This window comes from Pseudomonas fungipugnans (assembly GCF_029955235.1).
In the GTDB taxonomy this organism is placed as follows: Bacteria; Pseudomonadota; Gammaproteobacteria; order Pseudomonadales; family Pseudomonadaceae; genus Aquipseudomonas; species Aquipseudomonas fungipugnans.
This window is the reverse complement of sequence record NZ_JARBWL010000001.1, coordinates 3,224,589-3,241,348: the sequence shown is the minus strand read 5'-3', so window position 1 is coordinate 3,241,348 and position 16,760 is coordinate 3,224,589. Positions and strand designations below refer to the sequence as shown.

15 protein-coding genes are annotated in these 16,760 nt (G+C 58.8%); 11 read left to right on the top strand and 4 right to left on the bottom strand.

All coding sequences use genetic code 11. From position 1 onward, the window contains the following. Position 1 precedes the first annotated feature (1 nt). Entirely contained in the window at positions 2-997 is a 996-nt protein-coding gene (locus POF45_RS13720) for an ArsR/SmtB family transcription factor (RefSeq protein WP_259497230.1), read from the bottom strand. 273 nt (positions 998-1,270) lie between these two features. On the opposite strand from POF45_RS13720, the gene tkt reads away from it, so the two are divergent. The 7 genes from tkt (at position 1,271) to POF45_RS13685 (ending at position 8,449) form a co-directional block, all read left to right on the top strand. Beyond that, on the top strand, positions 1,271-3,268 hold the full coding sequence (tkt, locus tag POF45_RS13715; RefSeq protein ID WP_259497229.1) for a transketolase: 1,998 nt from the start codon (positions 1,271-1,273) through the stop codon (positions 3,266-3,268). 151 nt (positions 3,269-3,419) lie between these two features. Then, positions 3,420-4,481 carry an erythrose-4-phosphate dehydrogenase gene (epd, locus tag POF45_RS13710; protein ID WP_259497228.1) on the top strand — a complete coding sequence of 354 codons (1,062 nt, stop codon included), beginning with the start codon at positions 3,420-3,422 and terminating at the stop codon, positions 4,479-4,481. A gap of 40 nt (positions 4,482-4,521) precedes the next feature. Beyond that, a complete protein-coding gene (locus tag POF45_RS13705) occupies positions 4,522-5,685 on the top strand; it encodes a phosphoglycerate kinase (RefSeq protein ID WP_282315861.1) in 1,164 nt (387 codons plus the stop codon). 33 nt (positions 5,686-5,718) lie between these two features. Next, a complete protein-coding gene (locus POF45_RS13700) occupies positions 5,719-5,940 on the top strand; it encodes a hypothetical protein (RefSeq protein ID WP_259497226.1) in 222 nt (73 codons plus the stop codon). Positions 5,941-5,997: 57 nt separating this feature from the next. Beyond that, positions 5,998-6,330 (top strand): MliC family protein, encoded by a 333-nt coding sequence (locus POF45_RS13695; protein WP_259497225.1) that lies wholly within the window; start codon positions 5,998-6,000, stop codon positions 6,328-6,330. A 293-nt stretch (positions 6,331-6,623) separates the two neighbouring features. Then, the gene (gene fba / locus POF45_RS13690; RefSeq protein WP_007913760.1) at positions 6,624-7,688 is read left to right on the top strand and encodes a class II fructose-bisphosphate aldolase; all 1,065 of its coding nucleotides are present in this window, start codon (positions 6,624-6,626) and stop codon (positions 7,686-7,688) included. 350 nt (positions 7,689-8,038) lie between these two features. Further along, the gene (locus POF45_RS13685; RefSeq protein WP_282315860.1) at positions 8,039-8,449 is read left to right on the top strand and encodes a hypothetical protein; all 411 of its coding nucleotides are present in this window, start codon (positions 8,039-8,041) and stop codon (positions 8,447-8,449) included. A gap of 348 nt (positions 8,450-8,797) precedes the next feature. Here the strand turns inward: POF45_RS13685 and POF45_RS13680 are convergent, their stop codons facing one another. Beyond that, positions 8,798-9,466 carry a polysaccharide lyase family 7 protein gene (locus POF45_RS13680; RefSeq protein ID WP_259497222.1) on the bottom strand — a complete coding sequence of 223 codons (669 nt, stop codon included), beginning with the start codon at positions 9,464-9,466 and terminating at the stop codon, positions 8,798-8,800. Positions 9,467-9,787: 321 nt separating this feature from the next. On the opposite strand from POF45_RS13680, the gene POF45_RS13675 reads away from it, so the two are divergent. From POF45_RS13675 to POF45_RS13665, 3 genes are read left to right on the top strand one after another with little or no spacing between them, the layout of a single operon-like run. Further along, positions 9,788-11,911, top strand: coding sequence for a putative bifunctional diguanylate cyclase/phosphodiesterase (locus POF45_RS13675; RefSeq protein WP_282315859.1), 2,124 nt, complete (start codon positions 9,788-9,790; stop codon positions 11,909-11,911). A 44-nt stretch (positions 11,912-11,955) separates the two neighbouring features. Continuing rightward, the gene (locus POF45_RS13670; RefSeq protein ID WP_259497220.1) at positions 11,956-12,447 is read left to right on the top strand and encodes a M48 metallopeptidase family protein; all 492 of its coding nucleotides are present in this window, start codon (positions 11,956-11,958) and stop codon (positions 12,445-12,447) included. A gap of 11 nt (positions 12,448-12,458) precedes the next feature. Then, positions 12,459-12,755 carry a winged helix-turn-helix domain-containing protein gene (locus POF45_RS13665; RefSeq protein WP_259497219.1) on the top strand — a complete coding sequence of 99 codons (297 nt, stop codon included), beginning with the start codon at positions 12,459-12,461 and terminating at the stop codon, positions 12,753-12,755. Between the two features lie 122 nt (positions 12,756-12,877). Here the strand turns inward: POF45_RS13665 and POF45_RS13660 are convergent, their stop codons facing one another. Then, positions 12,878-13,333 carry a GNAT family N-acetyltransferase gene (locus POF45_RS13660; RefSeq protein ID WP_259497218.1) on the bottom strand — a complete coding sequence of 152 codons (456 nt, stop codon included), beginning with the start codon at positions 13,331-13,333 and terminating at the stop codon, positions 12,878-12,880. Positions 13,334-13,590: 257 nt separating this feature from the next. Between POF45_RS13660 and POF45_RS13655 the strand changes: the two genes are divergently transcribed. Further along, entirely contained in the window at positions 13,591-14,328 is a 738-nt protein-coding gene (locus POF45_RS13655; protein ID WP_259497217.1) for a substrate-binding periplasmic protein, read from the top strand. Positions 14,329-14,479: 151 nt separating this feature from the next. Here POF45_RS13655 and yccS read toward each other — a convergent pair whose 3' ends face one another. Then, positions 14,480-16,663 carry a YccS family putative transporter gene (yccS, locus tag POF45_RS13650; RefSeq protein ID WP_259497216.1) on the bottom strand — a complete coding sequence of 728 codons (2,184 nt, stop codon included), beginning with the start codon at positions 16,661-16,663 and terminating at the stop codon, positions 14,480-14,482. Positions 16,664-16,760 lie beyond the last annotated feature (97 nt).

Below are 16,760 nucleotides of genomic sequence, written 5' to 3'. Positions count from 1 at the left end.
TTTACCGATGGTGTGTGTCGCCAGCCGGTCGCTGAAAATGGCGGACCTGAATCTGGAAACCATTACGTAAGCCCACATAGAGGCTTTCCCCGGGAACGAGTCCCGCAGCGGTGGCCCAACGGGCCAAATCGTCCTGTTCAAACCCCAACCATAGATCACCGCAGGCCTCCCTGGCCCAACTCTGGTTGTGGCTACATAACTCTGTCACGAGCAGACTACCGCCCGGTTGCAGCAGCCCGGCCATGTGCTTGAGCGCTTCGGCGGGTGCGGCGAAATGGTGCAATACCATGTTCAGTACTACGCAGTCTGCCTTGAGGCTTACAGCATTCAATGCATCGGCCAATTGCAGGCTGACGTTAGTCAGTGCTTCGCGTACACAGACCTGACGTGCCAATTCAAGCATCGCCGGGCTGTTATCCAGTGCCGTCACCTGCGTGAAGCGGTGCGCCAGTTCCGGCAGAAAACTGCCATCACCGGGGCCGACTTCAATGGCGGTGGCGCCGTCACCGAAACTTAACTTGTCGAGCAGCGCCACCACGCTTTCGCGGTATTGCGCCAGGCCGGCGATCAAGTCTTGCTGGGCGCGAAACTTCTCCGCCACCCGTGAGAAAAAGTCCTGGCTGGCCGCTGCTCGTTGCGCGTGAACCTGAGCGATCCGCGACTGCACATCGGCAGGCAACGTCAGGTCGTCCACTTCTTCGAGCAGCGCAGCGTGCAGCTTGCCGCCCAGCAATTCGGTGTGGGGCAGGGCGCGACGATAGAAAATCGCGTTGCCTTCGCGGCGCGTCGCCACCAGGTCGGCCTGGGCCAAGACCTTCAGGTGATGACTCATGCCGGACTGACCCATGCCGAAGATCTGTGCCAGTTCCAGTACGCCGAACGAATCGTTGGCCAGCGCGCGCAAAACATTCAAACGCAGAGGATCACCGCCGGCCTTGCACAGGGCCGCCAGCTCGTCGCAATCGTCATGTCGAATGGAAGGCACGCGTAAATTCATAAGGCCAGCAGTCTAGTGACGGTCCGAAAAGCCTGCAAGGGCAATATCAAAAAGTTTTGATATTGCTCGATAGATGGCACTTCTCGCCGGATGGTCAACTCTACAAACGTGCGGCGTAAAGGTTTCAGCAACCGAAACCGCCGTTATCCATGGGAAAAACGTCTCCAGATGACTATCTGTCATTGCCCCGAGGCGGCCCGGTGAGGGAAAATGCTCGCCTTTTTTCCGATTCAATTTTTCCAATCTTGATTCAGTACCCGTAGGAGAACAGCGATGCCCAGCCGTCGTGAGCGTGCCAACGCCATTCGTGCCCTCAGCATGGATGCCGTGCAAAAAGCCAACAGCGGCCATCCCGGTGCCCCTATGGGCATGGCGGATATTGCCGAGGTGCTTTGGCGTGACTACATGAAGCACAACCCGAGCAACCCGTCGTTCGCCGACCGTGACCGCTTCATCATGTCCAACGGCCATGGCTCGATGCTGGTCTACTCGGTGTTGCACCTGACCGGCTACGACCTGTCGATCGATGACCTGAAAAACTTCCGCCAGCTGCACAGCCGTACCCCGGGCCACCCGGAATTCGGCTACACCCCGGGCGTGGAAACCACCACCGGCCCGTTGGGTCAGGGCCTGGCCAACGCTGTTGGTTTCGCCTTGGCGGAAAAAGTCATGGCGGCGCAGTTCAACCGTCCTGGCCACAACATTGTCGACCATCACACCTACGTGTTCCTGGGTGATGGCTGCATGATGGAAGGCATTTCCCACGAAGTCGGCTCCCTGGCCGGTACGCTGGGCCTGGGCAAGCTGATCGCCTTCTACGATGACAACGGCATCTCCATCGACGGCGAAGTCGAAGGCTGGTTCACCGATGACACGCCGAAGCGTTTCGAAGCCTACAACTGGCAGGTGATCCGCAACGTTGACGGTCACGACCCGGAAGAAATCAAGACTGCAATCGAAACCGCTCGCAAAAGCGCTCAGCCGACGCTGATCTGCTGCAAGACCACCATCGGTTTCGGTTCGCCGAACAAGCAGGGTAAAGAAGACTGCCACGGCGCCCCGTTGGGTGACGCGGAAATCGCCTTGACCCGCAAGGCACTGAACTGGAACTACGGTCCATTCGAAATCCCGGCTGACATCTATGCCGAGTGGGACGCCAAGGAAGCAGGCCGCGCGGTCGAAGCCGAGTGGGACCAGCGTTTCGCTGCCTACTCCGCCGCTTTCCCTGACCTGGCCAACGAACTGGTCCGTCGCCTCGGCGGCGATCTGCCAGCTGACTTCGATGAAAAAGCCCAGGCTTACATCGCTGAAGTCGCAGCCAAGGGCGAAACCATCGCCAGCCGCAAAGCCAGCCAGAACGCCCTGAATGCCTTCGGTCCACTGTTGCCTGAACTGTTTGGCGGTTCGGCTGACCTGGCCGGTTCCAACCTGACCCTGTGGAAGGGCTGCCAGAGCATCACGGCCGACAACGCCGGTGGCAACTACGTGCATTACGGTGTTCGCGAGTTCGGCATGAGCGCGATCATGAACGGCGTAACCCTGCACGGCGGCCTGGTGCCTTACGGCGCGACCTTCCTGATGTTCATGGAATACGCCCGCAACGCCGTACGCATGGCCGCGCTGATGAAGAAGCGCGTGGTGTTCGTCTACACCCACGACTCCATCGGTCTGGGCGAAGACGGCCCGACGCACCAGCCGGTCGAGCAACTGACCAGCCTGCGCAGCACCCCTAACCTCGACACCTGGCGCCCAGCCGATGCCGTTGAATCGGCGGTTTGCTGGAAACTGGCGATCGAGCGCAAGGACGGCCCTTCGGCGCTGATCTTCTCCCGTCAGAACCTGCAGCACCAGACTCGCGACGCCGGCCAGATCGCCGACATCGCCCGCGGCGGTTACGTGTTGAAGGACTGTGCAGGCGAGCCTGAGCTGATCCTGATCTCCACCGGTTCGGAAGTCGGCCTGGCCGTTCAGGCTTACGACAAGCTGACCGAGCAGGGTCGCAAGGTGCGCGTTGTTTCGATGCCTTGCACCAGCGTGTTCGATGCCCAGGACGCCGGCTACAAGCAAGCGGTCCTGCCGTTGCAGGTCAGCGCCCGTATTGCTATCGAAGCCGCTCATGTGGACTTCTGGTACAAATACGTCGGCCTGGAAGGTCGCGTCATTGGCATGACCACCTTCGGCGAGTCGGCGCCTGCGCCTGCCTTGTTCGAAGAGTTCGGCTTCACCCTGGAAAACATCCTGGGCCAGGCTGAAGAACTGCTGGAAGACTAAGTCCGGGTGATGTATTGCCTGTTCTGACGCTATCGCGGGCAAGCCCGCTCCCACAGGGGATCACGGTCTCATGTGGGAGCGGGCTTGCCCGCGATGGCAATAGAACATTCACCGCAGCACTGACGGATTCACCACGGTAATCGAGAACCCCATGCCTCAACCGCGTCCCTACAAAGTTGCACTCAACGGCTACGGCCGGATTGGTCGTTGCGTCTTGCGTGCTTTGTTTGAGCGAGGCGAGAAGGCCGGGTTTGAAATTGTCGCGATCAATGACCTGGCCGACATGGCCAGCATCGAATACCTGACACGTTTTGACTCTACCCACGGCCGGTTTCCCGGCGAAGTGCGGGTCGAAGACGATTGTCTGCATATTAATGGCAACTGCGTGAAGGTCCTGCGCAGTGCTATCCCCGAAGGCATCGATTGGGCGTCGCTGGACGTCGATCTGGTGCTGGAGTGCTCCGGCGCTTATCACACCCGTGAAGATGGCCAGCGGTTCCTCGACGCCGGCGCGCCACGGGTATTGTTCTCCCAGCCGATGGCCAGCGAGGCGGATGTCGACGCCACCATCGTCTACGGCGTGAATCAGGATTGCCTGACCGGCGATGAATTGTTGGTGTCCAACGCGTCCTGCACCACCAACTGCGGCGTGCCGCTGTTGCGCCTGCTGGACCAGGCCATTGGTCTGGAATACGTGTCGATTACCACCATCCACTCGGCGATGAACGATCAGCCGGTGATCGACGCGTATCACCATGAAGACCTGCGCCGCACCCGTTCGGCGTTCCAGTCGGTGATCCCGGTGTCCACCGGTCTGGCCCGTGGCATCGAGCGTTTGCTGCCGGAACTTGCCGGGCGTATCCAGGCCAAAGCGGTAAGGGTGCCGACGGTCAACGTGTCCTGCCTCGACATCACGATGCAGACCGTGAGCGACACCAACGCGAGCGAAGTCAACCGGATCCTGCGCGAGGCTGCCACCAGCGGCCCGCTCAAAGGCCTGCTGGCCTACACCGAGTTGCCGCACGCCAGTTGTGATTTCAACCACGACCCACATTCGGCCATTGTCGATGCCAGTCAGACCCGTGTTTCCGGCCCAAGGCTGGTGAACATCCTGGCCTGGTTCGACAACGAATGGGGCTTTGCCAACCGAATGCTGGACGTTGCAGAACACTATCTGCAAATAGCTGCACCCCAATCAAAACCTGTTCTCTAAAAGCTGCTCTCTAAAACAAAGCCTCCAGGAATTGCGACCCATGACCGTGTTGAAGATGACCGACCTCGATCTGCAAGGTAAGCGCGTACTGATCCGCGAAGACCTCAACGTCCCAGTCAAGGACGGAGTGGTTACAAGCGATGCGCGTATCCTGGCTTCGCTGCCGACCATCAAGCTGGCCCTGGAAAAAGGCGCGGCCGTGATGGTCTGCTCGCACCTTGGCCGTCCGACCGAAGGCGAGTTCTCGGCCGAGAACAGCCTCAAGCCGGTTGCCGACTACCTGAGCAAGGCCCTGGGCCGCGAAGTACCGCTGGTGTCCGACTACCTGGGCGGCGTTGACGTCAAGGCCGGCGACATCGTGCTGTTCGAAAACGTACGCTTCAACAAGGGCGAGAAAAAGAACGCTGACGAACTGGCCAAACAATACGCCGCCCTGTGCGACGTGTTCGTGATGGACGCCTTCGGCACGGCTCACCGTGCCGAGGGTTCGACCCACGGCGTGGCCAAGTTCGCCAAGGTCGCCGCCGCTGGCCCGCTGCTGGCTGCTGAACTGGAGGCATTGGGCAAAGCCCTCGGCGCCCCGGCCCAGCCAATGGCCGCCATCGTCGCCGGCTCCAAGGTCTCGACCAAACTTGATGTGCTGAACAGCCTGAGCCAGATCTGCAATCAGCTGATCGTCGGTGGCGGTATTGCCAACACCTTCCTGGCGGCTGCTGGTCACCCAGTGGGCAAATCGCTGTACGAGCCGGACCTGTTGGACACCGCCCGCGAAATCGCCGCCAAAGTCAGCGTGCCATTGCCGGTTGACGTGGTGGTTGCCAAGGAGTTTGCTGAAAGCGCCACCGCGACCGTCAAGCTGATCGCCGACGTCGCCGACGACGACATGATCCTGGACATCGGTCCACAGACAGCGGCCAATTTCGCCGAACTGCTGAAGTCGTCCAAGACCATCCTGTGGAACGGCCCGGTGGGCGTGTTTGAATTCGACCAGTTCGGCAACGGCACCAAAGTGCTGGCTCATGCGATTGCCGACAGCTCGGCGTTCTCCATCGCCGGCGGCGGCGACACCCTGGCGGCCATCGACAAATATGGCGTGGCTGATCAGATCTCCTACATTTCTACCGGTGGTGGCGCGTTCCTCGAATTTGTCGAAGGCAAGGTGTTGCCAGCCGTTGAAGTCCTGGAAAGCCGGGCCAAGGCCTGAGGCCGCCTGTTGACCAGGCAAAGGAGTGTTTACATGGTCAAGACGTTAGCGCTGTTGATGGTGACGGGCTTGCTGGCCGCTTGCGGGAGTACCCCCAAAGCCGCGTCGGAATCCGAGTCGGTGCCGCCGCAGAAAAGCTGTTACCAGGCTGACTGGCAGGCGGAAACCAACCCGGTGCTCAACAAGCGTTCCGGGCCCGATGGCCTGGACAAGTACGAGACACAGACTCCGGCCAAGGAACATGGCTGCCCTTGACCGGTCTGACTCATTAACTCAAGGCTGGTGGCGTGCGCCGCCAGTCGAGGAACACCGATGAAAGGCTTTATCGCCGTTGCAGCACTGGTATTGCTGGCAGGTTGCGCCAATTTGAACCTGTTCACGCCGGCCACGCCAGCGGACCACTGGACCACCTGGACCTGCGACAGCACGGCCAAAGTGCTCTGGCATTACACTGACGACAGCCGCAAGGAAGTCGATGTGCGCCTGGGCGGGGCGGATCAGGTCTACCGCCTGAAGCTTGAAGCGGGTGCCGACGGTTCGCTGTACAGCAACGATATGCTGGCGTTTCACATAAAAGGTGAGGAAGGCCTGGTGTACTGGGTCGCCACCAACGATTTGATTGGGCGTGGCTGTAAAACCGAGTGACACGATTGATTTGATTCACACAGATCTGATGTGCAAACAAATCTAATGTGGGAGCGAGCTTGCTCGCGATGAGGACGGCACATTCAACATCAAAAGTGCCTGTAACACCGTCATCGCGAGCAAGCTCACTCCCACAGGGTTCGATTCCACAGGTTTTTCTGTGCAGTGCTTCAGATTTTCGCAACACCGAATGAGCGGACCGGGCCAACCCCCGATCTGCAATAACTTGAATAGCCGCCGCCCCTACGGCAGGCTGGCATGATTAACGACCCAAACCGGGAGAGACACACACAATGGCACTTATCAGCATGCGCCAGATGCTGGACCACGCAGCCGAGTTCGGCTACGGCGTTCCAGCCTTCAACGTCAACAACCTTGAGCAGATGCGCGCCATCATGGAAGCCGCTGACAAGACTGACTCCCCGGTGATCGTCCAGGCTTCGGCCGGTGCTCGCAAATACGCCGGCGCCCCGTTCCTGCGTCACCTGATCCTGGCGGCAATCGAAGAATTCCCGCACATCCCGGTTTGCATGCACCAGGACCACGGCACCAGCCCTGACGTCTGCCAGCGCTCCATCCAGCTGGGCTTCAGCTCGGTCATGATGGACGGCTCCCTGGGCGAAGACGGCAAGACCCCGACCGACTACGACTACAACGTCCGCGTGACCCAACAAACCGTGGCCATGGCTCACGCCTGCGGCGTTTCGGTGGAAGGCGAGCTGGGCTGCCTGGGTTCGCTGGAAACCGGCATGGCCGGTGAAGAAGACGGCATTGGTGCCGAAGGCGTTCTGGATCACAGCCAGATGCTGACCGACCCGGAAGAAGCCGCTGACTTCGTTAAACGCACTCAGGTCGATGCCCTGGCGATCGCCATCGGTACCAGCCACGGCGCGTACAAGTTCACCAAGCCGCCTACTGGCGACGTGTTGGCCATCGACCGCATCAAGGAAATCCACAAACGCATCCCGAACACCCACCTGGTGATGCACGGTTCGTCCTCCGTGCCACAAGAGTGGCTGGCGATCATCAACCAGTACGGCGGCGACATCAAAGAAACCTACGGCGTACCGGTTGAAGAAATCGTCGAAGGCATCAAGTACGGCGTGCGCAAGGTCAACATCGACACCGACCTGCGCCTGGCATCCACCGGTGCGATGCGTCGCCTGATGGCCACCAACCCGAGCGAGTTCGACCCGCGTAAATTCTTCGGCGCCACTGTGACGGCGATGCGCGATGTTTGTATCGCTCGCTACGAAGCATTCGGCACTGCCGGCAATGCTTCGAAGATCAAGCCGATCTCGTTGGAAGCGATGTACCAGCGGTATTTGAAGGGTGAGTTGAACGCTAAGGTTAACTGAAACACCTATCAACAAAAAAACGTGATCAGATTGGGTGAGAACTCAATTTGGTACGGTTAAAAGCAAATGCCCCGACGTGTCGGGGCATTTGCTTTTTTAAAATCTGGAATATAAAGGGATGGCTGCCTGATTAGAGACTACAAGTTCGGTGGTGGTTGCCTTTGGTATGGGAAATAACAAAATTACTTCTCTCGGGTTAATTGAATAATTGCTTCAGCTGGTTTCTTTTTTTTATTGCTAGATACCAACTTTTAATTACAAAAAGTTATAAACGCCTGTCAGATATGACAGGTGTGCGGGCGCCGGCAGAAGCCTATTCTTTGAGCTCAATCACTCACTGGATGAAAAAAATGGAAACTAAAAATAGCATCAGTGGCGAAGTTTCTGGTTCCCTGGAAGTCACATTCAAACATCAGGACTATGGTGAGCACACGTTGAAGCTTGCGGGGCAGGGCATCTTGTTTAGTAAGGACGGGTTCTTTCATATTACTCCAGGTTATAGGGAAATAGACGGGCACCGTTATTATATGGGCATTAAGTTTAGAACTGACCTTGAGGTTGGAAAGACCTACACGCTAGACCGAAATGATGAGCCCGTAAGAGCACATTTGGAGATGGATAACATTGAAGGCGATAAATATGCCAGTGGTACGTTTCGTTTGTCAAAAGGTGGGCAGTATCCCGAGGGGGAATTCAATCTCTTTGAGGAAGGGCTCCTTTCAGCAGAGGGAACATTCATGTCGTTAGGGTTCAAGGCGTGAGTAGTTGACCCTGGTCTGACGTCACGCAAGAAAAGGGGACAGATTTATCTGATCGGTCCCCTCATCACAACTATCGTAATGGCCTATTTCGTTGGCCGTCTCGTGCTCTTTCTGCTATTCACAATCCCACATTTTTTTCAATTCCATCCGTGAATTACGAATGGCCTGTCAGTTGCTCTCGTTGAAGAGAACCGCCTTTCACGCGTCCAAAAGAGTCGGAATTAAAAGCGCGTAAATAAAAACCCGCGGTCGTGCGGGTTTTTATTGATTTTGACGACGGCGGGTATTTTCGAACAGAAGTTATTGAGCGGTAGTGTGACGGGCCAATGGCATAGCCAAGACAACGACTTACTTATCGTGATCAATATCCAGCTTGCTGAACGTCACTTTACCGCCCTCGCTGGTGTACCCGGTGTTGTCCTGCACATACACGCCGGCTTTGAAGTACAACGGCTTGTCACGCCAGGTGGCGCTGATGTTGGAGTCCCACTGATAGCCCGCCGCGCTGATGCCTAGCTGACCGCCGGGGCTCAGGTGGATCAGGTAGGAAAACTCCTGATCGAGCTTCACCCCGGTGGCGATCGTGATCACCCGGCCTTCTTCGTCATCGGGGCGCATGCGCACCTTGGCGACGATGTTGCCGGTCAGGGTTTTGGTTTTGTATTGATATTCGACCTTCACCAGTGGTTTCTGGCTTTCATAGGCGTGGATCTGGCCAATGACGATCTTGCCCGAGCTCGGCACCTGGTTGACCGACAGGGTGGCGCGCAGGGTGTTGTCGGCGTCCGGGTAGTACCAGTTGCGCAGGGTGCCGTTGCTAAAGGTTTCGCGCAGCTCGGTGCGGGGGTAGATCGCGTTTTCGGTGCGTGAGCCGGTCACCGGGGACCAGAAAAATAGCGTTCCGGTATCGGAATGGAAGTATTGATCCTTGAAGCCCTTCACCAGTTTGGTGGTTTCAACGGTGTACGGCGGGCTGCCGACAGGAACACTGAGGTTCCAGGTTGCGAGATCGATCATAGTCCTGACTTCCACATTTTCTAGCTGCACGCGCGTGCCAGAAGCTCTAGCCCGCGCGTTTGGGGGCGGCCTTTATAAGCGTAGAAGGCTTCTTTGTTAACGCCCGTCCGGCAGACGATTGGCGTCAACATCCTGTCGAATGGCCATCTTTCCCGGTTTTAGCGGCCTGGAGAGCTGACCGTTAGTCGGGTTATGGACGCTTTGGTTAAATGATGGCGGTATGACAGCTTCTGCTTTCCCGGATCCCGGACTAGAGTGAAGGCTCAGTATTTGTCCGGTTTTCACGAGAAGCCGGCCTGACGCCCCAACAAGAGAAGCAGCATGGAATGCGTGCAACCCAAGCCAGGTGAAGGCAGCTCAGTCCTTTTGATTGTCGATGATTATCCTGAAAACCTGATCAGCATGCGTGCGTTGCTGCAACGCCAGGACTGGCAGGTTTTGACCGCCGCCTCAGGCTTTGAGGCATTGAATATTCTGCTCGAACACGATGTCGACCTGGTGCTGCTGGATGTGCAGATGCCGGGCATGGACGGCTTCGAAGTCGCCCGTCTGATGCGCGGCAGCCAGCGGACCCGGCTGACGCCGATCATCTTCCTTACTGCCAACGAACAATCCCAGGACGCGGTCATCAAGGGCTACGCCAATGGTGCCGTGGATTACCTGTTCAAACCCTTCGATCCGCAAATCCTCAAGCCCAAGGTGCAGGCGCTGCTGGAACATCAGCGTAATCGCCGGGCGTTGCAGCGCCTGAGTCATGACCTGGAAGTAGCCCGTGCCTTCAATGCCTCGGTACTGGACAACGCCGCCGAAGGCATTCTGGTAGTGGGTGAAGACGGGTTGATCCGTTTTGCCAACCCGGCGATGTCGCGGCTGCTCAATGCCACAGTGCAGGATTTGCAGGGCAAGGAATTTCTCGATTTTCTGCAGAAACCGCACATTCCGGTGTGGGCCGATTCCGATCTGTATGCCGGTTACAAACGTGGCGAAACCCTGCGCCTGCATGACGCGCTGCTGCGTACCGCGCCCGGCCAGCAAGTCCCGGTTGCCTTGTCCTGCGCGCCATTGCCCGTCGAGCAACACGCCATGGTGGTGACGGTGCTGGACATGTCGGTGGTGCGCCACCTGCATCAGCAACTGGAGTTTCAAGCCGTCACCGACCCGCTGACCGGCCTGCTCAATCGACGTGGCTTTTATCAAACCGTGGAAAACCTGCTGCTGCGCGGCGAACGCTCCGACAGCGCCTGGGTGTTGCTTTATCTGGACCTGGACGGCTTCAAACGGGTCAATGATTCCTTGGGCCATGATGCCGGCGACCGGGTGCTGCGCTGGGTATCGGAGCAGTTGAAGGCCTGCCTGCGTCCCTTCGATATTCTGGCACGCATGGGCGGCGACGAGTTCACGGCGCTGCTGGACCTGGAGTTTCCCGAGCAGGCGGCGAAAATCGCCGAGAAGCTGATTGAGCGAGTGTCGGTCTGTCAGCAGATCGAAGGCATGGACATCGCGTTGGGCGCCAGTGTCGGCATCGCCACCTACCCCGACTGCGGGTCGAATCTGGACGGTCTGCTGCGCGCTTCCGACATCGCGATGTACGAGGCCAAGCGCGCCGGGCGCCAGCAGTATCGCTTTTACGATCATGAGATGAATGGCCGGGCACGGTCACGGTTGATGCTCGAAGAGAGCGTGCGTACGGCCATCGAAAACCGCGATTTCAATCTGGTGTATCAGCCACAAGTCGCCATTAACGGCGGGCAGATTCGTGGCTTCGAGGCGTTGTTGCGCTGGCAGCACCCGAGTGTTGGCGATGTGCCACCGGGATTGTTTCTGCCGTTGCTGGAAGAGGCACGTCTGATCAGTCGCCTGGGAAGCTGGATTTATCATCGCGGCGCCGGGCAGCGCAAAGCCTGGGAAACCCTGTTTGCAGAGGACCTGGTGCTGGGCCTGAGCTTGAGCAACACCCAGTTTGGCTTGCCGAATCTGGTCACCGAGTTGCGCCAGGTGCTGGAGCGCCATGGTTTACAGCCACGGCATCTGGAGGTCGAAGTCACCGAAGAGGCGTTGATGCTCAACCCGGATGAAACCCGCAAGCAACTGCGTTTGCTGCGCAATCTCGGGGTGCGGGTGGCGCTGGACGATTTTGGTTCCGGGTCGTGTTCGCTGGCGCATTTGCGTGATCTGGAACTGGACACCCTGAAGCTCGACCGGCACCTGATCGCCCGGTTGCCGGGCTCTTTGCGGGACGCGGCGCTGGTGCGCAGTGTCATCGACCTGTGCAACCAATACGGCTTGCTGGTGATCGCCGAAGGGGTGGAAACCATCGAGCAATATGAGTGGCTGCAAGCCAATGGCTGCGAGTATGTGCAGGGTTTCCTGGTCGCAAGGCCGCTGATGGCCGAGGACGCCGACGACTTTGTAACGCCCTTTGACTGGAGCGCGCTGGCCCGCTGAATTCGCTACACTGGCAAACTTTTTGTGATCCCAGTGCTGCCCCGATGACCGTTTTGAAATACCTCCAGGCCTATCCCGCTGCGTTGCAGGACCAGGTGCGCCAGTTGATCAGCGAAGGTCGGCTGGGCGACTACCTGGACCAGCGCTATCCGCACAAACACGCGGTCCAGAGCGACAAGGCGTTGTACACCTATGCCCTGGACCTGAAACAGGAATACCTGCGTAACGCCCCGGCCATCGACAAAGTGCTGTTCGATAATCGCCTGGACCTGACCCACCGCGCCCTTGGCCTGCACACCACCATCTCGCGGGTGCAGGGTGGCAAGCTCAAGTCCAAGAAAGAGATTCGCGTGGCCTCGCTGTTCAAGGAGGCGCCGTCCGAGTTTCTGAAAATGATCGTTGTGCATGAATTGGCGCATTTCAAGGAGTCGGATCACAACAAGGCGTTCTACAAACTGTGCGAACACATGTTGCCGGGGTACCACCAGGTGGAGTTTGATTTGCGGGTGTATCTGACTTGGCGGGATATGCAATAAGGGAGCTTCAGATGGACGTCAGCAAGACCAAGAGCAGCTTCTACCGCCGGTTGTACGTGGCGTACCTGATCGACAGCGGGCTGGCCAGCAGCGTCCCGGCCTTGACCGAGGTCACCGGCATGCCGCGGCGTACGGCGCAGGACACCATCGCCGCGTTGGCGGATCTGGACATCGTTTGCGAGTTCGAGCAGGAAGACGGCGCGCGCAATCATGCCGGTCGGTATCGGATTCGTGAGTGGGGGGCGATTGACCGGGGGTGGATCGAGCGCAATTTGCGGCAGATCAAAGCGGTATTGGATTACCCCTGACGTATTACGGCGACGCAACTGACGCCTTCGCGAGCAGGTTCGCTCCCTCATGGGTTCTGTGCCGTTCACAAATCCACTGTGGGAGCGGGCTTGCCCGCGAAGAGGCCATCACGGGCGCTACATCACTCAGAACGGCGCATCCCGATATGCGGAATGTCATCCTCAAGATATTCCTCACCCACCACCACAAATCCGTACTGCCCGTAATACCCCTGTAAATGTGCCTGGGCCGAGAGATAGATCGGCACCTGCGGCCAGTGCTTTTCAGCCTGTTTCAACGCCTGTTCCATCATTTGATGCCCCAGGCCTTTGCCCCGGCCTTCAGGCGCTGTCACCACCCGGCCGATCACCACGTCGCCGCCCTGCAACTCCGGGTCGAGCAAGCGCAGGTACGCCACCAACAGATCGCCGTCCCAGCCCATCAAATGGCGGGTATCGCCTTCCAGATCCTGACCATCGACGTCCTGATACACGCATTTCTGTTCGACGACGAACACCTCGGCACGCAATCGCAAAATGGCGTACAGCTGCTCTTTGCCCAGATCGCTGTGATGTTTGCAAACCCACTCGATTGTCATTTTCACATTCCTTGAATTACGTCCCCCGGATACTAAGCGCCCGGACGCTGGTTGTCTCGGGGGCGAATAATTCTGTGACAAAGGCCAAAATGCCATCATTCATCTCGTGTGGCTTTGTCTTCTTTGTGTAATCTGAGAACAAGCGCTGTGCAGTGGTTTCAATGAGCTAAGGTTAGGACCGGGGTTTTACTGTTGAACCACCCTTGAGGTTTTGGCTGAAAACATGCCGGGCGCCTGCCCGCTAAGGATTTTCGAGCATGCCGCGATTGCATCGAGCCTTTGCTTTGATTGGGTTGCTGTTGCTGACTCAGATGGCCACAGCAGAAAAGCTGCGGCTGGTGGCTGATGCCTGGCCTCCGTTTACCGACGCCACCTTGGTTAATGGCGGCGTGGCCACCGATATTGTCAGCACCGCGCTGGCCCGCGCCGGTTATGCCAGCGACTTTGAGCAAGTGCCCTGGGCTCGCGCCTTGATGGGCGTTGGCGAGGGGCGTTACGACGTCCTGGTCAACGCCTGGTACAACGAGGAGCGCACGAAGCTGGGGCAATTCTCCGGTGAGTACCTGCTCAATCGCGTGCGCTTCATCAAGCGCAAAGACGCGCCCATCGAATACGACAACCTGCAACAACTGCACACTTATCCGATAGCGGTGGTGCGTGGTTATGCCTATTCGCCCGAGTTCGACAACGACGAGGCGTTACAGAAAATCCCTGTGCATAACTTCGCCATGGCCGTGCGCATGCTGGCGGCGGATCGGGTTCAGCTGACTTTGGAAGACGAGTTTGTTGCCCGTTATTACCTGGCTCGGGAATCGAGCAAGGTGCGCAACTCGGTGGAGTTTTTGCCCAAGCCCTTGAGTGAGAACAGCCTGCATATTCTGGTGAGCCTGAAAAACCCGGAGCATGAACAGATTGTCGCCGGGTTTGACCGGGAGATTGCGGCGATGAAGGCAGATGGGAGTTATGAGCGGTTGTTGCGGCAGCATGGGATGTAAGGGTTAACAGCTGTGGTGACTGGGCTGGCCTCTTCGCGGGCAAGTCCGGCTCCCACAGTGGATCATCGTTGTTCATGGGATGTGTGTCTGGCACAAATCCCATGTGGGAGCGAGCTTGCTCGCGATGGCGTCATCGACCACGCCCCAAATCTCAGGCTGCACTGGTGTCCTTGATCAAATGCGCCGCCAACGTCCGCAACGGCCCCAACTGCCGGCAAATCAAGGCAAGCTGTGTCTGCACCAATCGCTGCCCTTCATCGATCTCATCCGGCATCTGCTCCAGCTCATCAGCCAACGCCTCTTCGGCATCGCTCTGAATCGCAATCGGCGTCTTGCTCGCCAGGCCCAGGGCAATTTCGTCAATGCTGGTTGCCAGGCTTACCCCCGCGCCATCAATCAGGTGTTCACGCACATCTGTCGGTAACTGGGTTTCCCGGTGCGCACCCAAGCCCGACAGATAGCTGAGCAAGGTGTGTGACAGCACCAGAAAGCGGAAACCGACGTCCGCCTCCTTCCGAAAATGCCCCGGCTCCATCAGCATATTGGCCAGGGTCGTCGACAGCGCCGCATCGGCGTTGTGTGCGTTGCGCCGGGCCAGTCGATACGCCAGGTCGTCGCTCTTGCCGGCAGCGTATTGCTGCATGATCTGGCGCAGGTAGATGCTGTTGCAGGTCAGGGTATTGGCCAGCACCTTGTTCAGGCGTCGACCCTGCCAGTCCGGCAGGAACAGGAACACCGCCAGACCGGCGATCAGGCTACCGAGCAACGTGTCGAACAGCCGTGGCAGGAACAGCCCGTAGCCATCGCCGACCTGATTGAAGCAGAACAGCACCATCAAGGTGATCGCGGCGGTGGCCAGGGTGTAGCGCGTGGTGCGGTTGATAAAGAACACCACCCCGGCGGCGATGGCGAAACATGACTGTACCAGCGGGCTCGGGAACAGATCGAACAGCGCCCACGCCAGGGTCAGGCCGATGGCGGTGCCGATGACCCTCTGGCCGAGTTTGCGCCGGGTGGCGCCGTAGTTCGGCTGGCACACGAACAGCGTGGTGAGGATGATCCAGTAGCCCTGAGACGGATGGATCAAATGCACCATGGCGTAGCCGATGCTCAGTGCCAGGGGCAGGCGCAGGGCGTGACGGAACAGCAACGAGGTTGGCGTCAGCTGTGTGCGCAGGCGAATCCACACGTCCTTGAGGTTGCGTGGCGAGCGGTCCAGCAGGCTGCTGTCGGTGGCATCGGCCAGGGCGTCGGGGTTGCTGGCGTCGCTGAGCAAGCGGTCCAGCGTGCCGAGGTTGGCCGCCAGTGCCCGCAGCGAGCGCAGCAAGCCGCGCCAAGCCGGGTTGCTCTGGATGCGCAGGTGTTCCAGGGAGGCGTGCAGGTCGCTCAGGGCCTCGGCGAAGCTGGCGTCGTAGATGAATGGCTGGCGCATCTGGATCGATTCGGCCAGCGCCCGGCAGGCCTTGCCTTGCTGGCGCAACAGGCGCTGGCAGCGGAACAGCACGTCGCTGTGGAAGAACGCATCGGCCAACGCGTTGTAAGGATAGTGCGAGGAGCTGGCGCGTTCGTGGATGTCCTGGGCGAGGAAGTACAGCTTCAGGTAGCGGCTGACTTTCGATCCCGGTCGACCGTTGCCGACCCGGTGCAGAATGATTTCCTTGGCCGCATTGAGCGCGGCGACCACGCGGCCGTTTTGCTGGGCCAGTTCCAGGCGCCGCGCCTCCACGTCCATCTGCCGGATCGGCTCGAACAGCGAGGCCTTGAGCTTCAGATAAAAGCCCAGCTCACGGAACAACCGCGCCAGGCTCTGCTGCACCGGCTGGTTGGAGAACATCGCCTGCCACAACACCGAGAGCAAGCCGTACCAGGCGGCGCCGGCCACCAGCAGCACCGGCTCGTGCCAGAAATCGGTAACCGCGCCGCCGCGTTGATCGACGCCGATCATGGTGTAGACCGACAGGATCAACGTCGCCGAGGCAATCGCGCCATAGCGTTCGCCCAGTGCCCCGAGCATGGTCAGGCCGAAGGCGGCCAGCGCCAGGGCGATGATGAAGATGATGGGGTAGGGGAAGAGCAATTCCACGGAGAACGCGGCGATGCTGAAACACACCAGCGTCACGGCCAGCGCGTTGAGGCGGCCCTGCCAACTGTCGTCGGTCTCGGCCAGGGCACTGGCGATGATCCCCAGGAACAACGGGATCAACAGCCCCATCTCGTCCTGATACCAACACACGGCCATGCTGCCGGTCAGGGCGATGAACACCCGTACGCTGTAGCTGAATTTATCCAGCGCCCAGAGGCGACGTAGAGACTGACGAAATGAAGTCGAGGACATGAAGTGCGAAGGCCTTCCGAGGCAATGACGCTAAATTGAGCCAGTAATGACGCCGACGCAATGGCGCCGATCACATCTGACAGCAAATTTTGTTCCG

Coding starts and splice junctions, on each gene's coding strand:
- POF45_RS13675 (WP_282315859.1), top strand. CDS start 9,788: ATGGAATGCGTGCAACCCAAGCCAGGTGAAGGCAGCTCAGTCCTTTTG.
- POF45_RS13680 (WP_259497222.1), bottom strand. CDS start 9,466: ATGATCGATCTCGCAACCTGGAACCTCAGTGTTCCTGTCGGCAGCCCG.
- fba (WP_007913760.1), top strand. CDS start 6,624: ATGGCACTTATCAGCATGCGCCAGATGCTGGACCACGCAGCCGAGTTC.
- POF45_RS13700 (WP_259497226.1), top strand. CDS start 5,719: ATGGTCAAGACGTTAGCGCTGTTGATGGTGACGGGCTTGCTGGCCGCT.
- POF45_RS13665 (WP_259497219.1), top strand. CDS start 12,459: ATGGACGTCAGCAAGACCAAGAGCAGCTTCTACCGCCGGTTGTACGTG.
- POF45_RS13660 (WP_259497218.1), bottom strand. CDS start 13,333: ATGACAATCGAGTGGGTTTGCAAACATCACAGCGATCTGGGCAAAGAG.
- yccS (WP_259497216.1), bottom strand. CDS start 16,663: ATGTCCTCGACTTCATTTCGTCAGTCTCTACGTCGCCTCTGGGCGCTG.
- epd (WP_259497228.1), top strand. CDS start 3,420: ATGCCTCAACCGCGTCCCTACAAAGTTGCACTCAACGGCTACGGCCGG.
- POF45_RS13670 (WP_259497220.1), top strand. CDS start 11,956: ATGACCGTTTTGAAATACCTCCAGGCCTATCCCGCTGCGTTGCAGGAC.
- POF45_RS13685 (WP_282315860.1), top strand. CDS start 8,039: ATGGAAACTAAAAATAGCATCAGTGGCGAAGTTTCTGGTTCCCTGGAA.
- POF45_RS13705 (WP_282315861.1), top strand. CDS start 4,522: ATGACCGTGTTGAAGATGACCGACCTCGATCTGCAAGGTAAGCGCGTA.
- POF45_RS13655 (WP_259497217.1), top strand. CDS start 13,591: ATGCCGCGATTGCATCGAGCCTTTGCTTTGATTGGGTTGCTGTTGCTG.
- tkt (WP_259497229.1), top strand. CDS start 1,271: ATGCCCAGCCGTCGTGAGCGTGCCAACGCCATTCGTGCCCTCAGCATG.
- POF45_RS13720 (WP_259497230.1), bottom strand. CDS start 997: ATGAATTTACGCGTGCCTTCCATTCGACATGACGATTGCGACGAGCTG.
- POF45_RS13695 (WP_259497225.1), top strand. CDS start 5,998: ATGAAAGGCTTTATCGCCGTTGCAGCACTGGTATTGCTGGCAGGTTGC.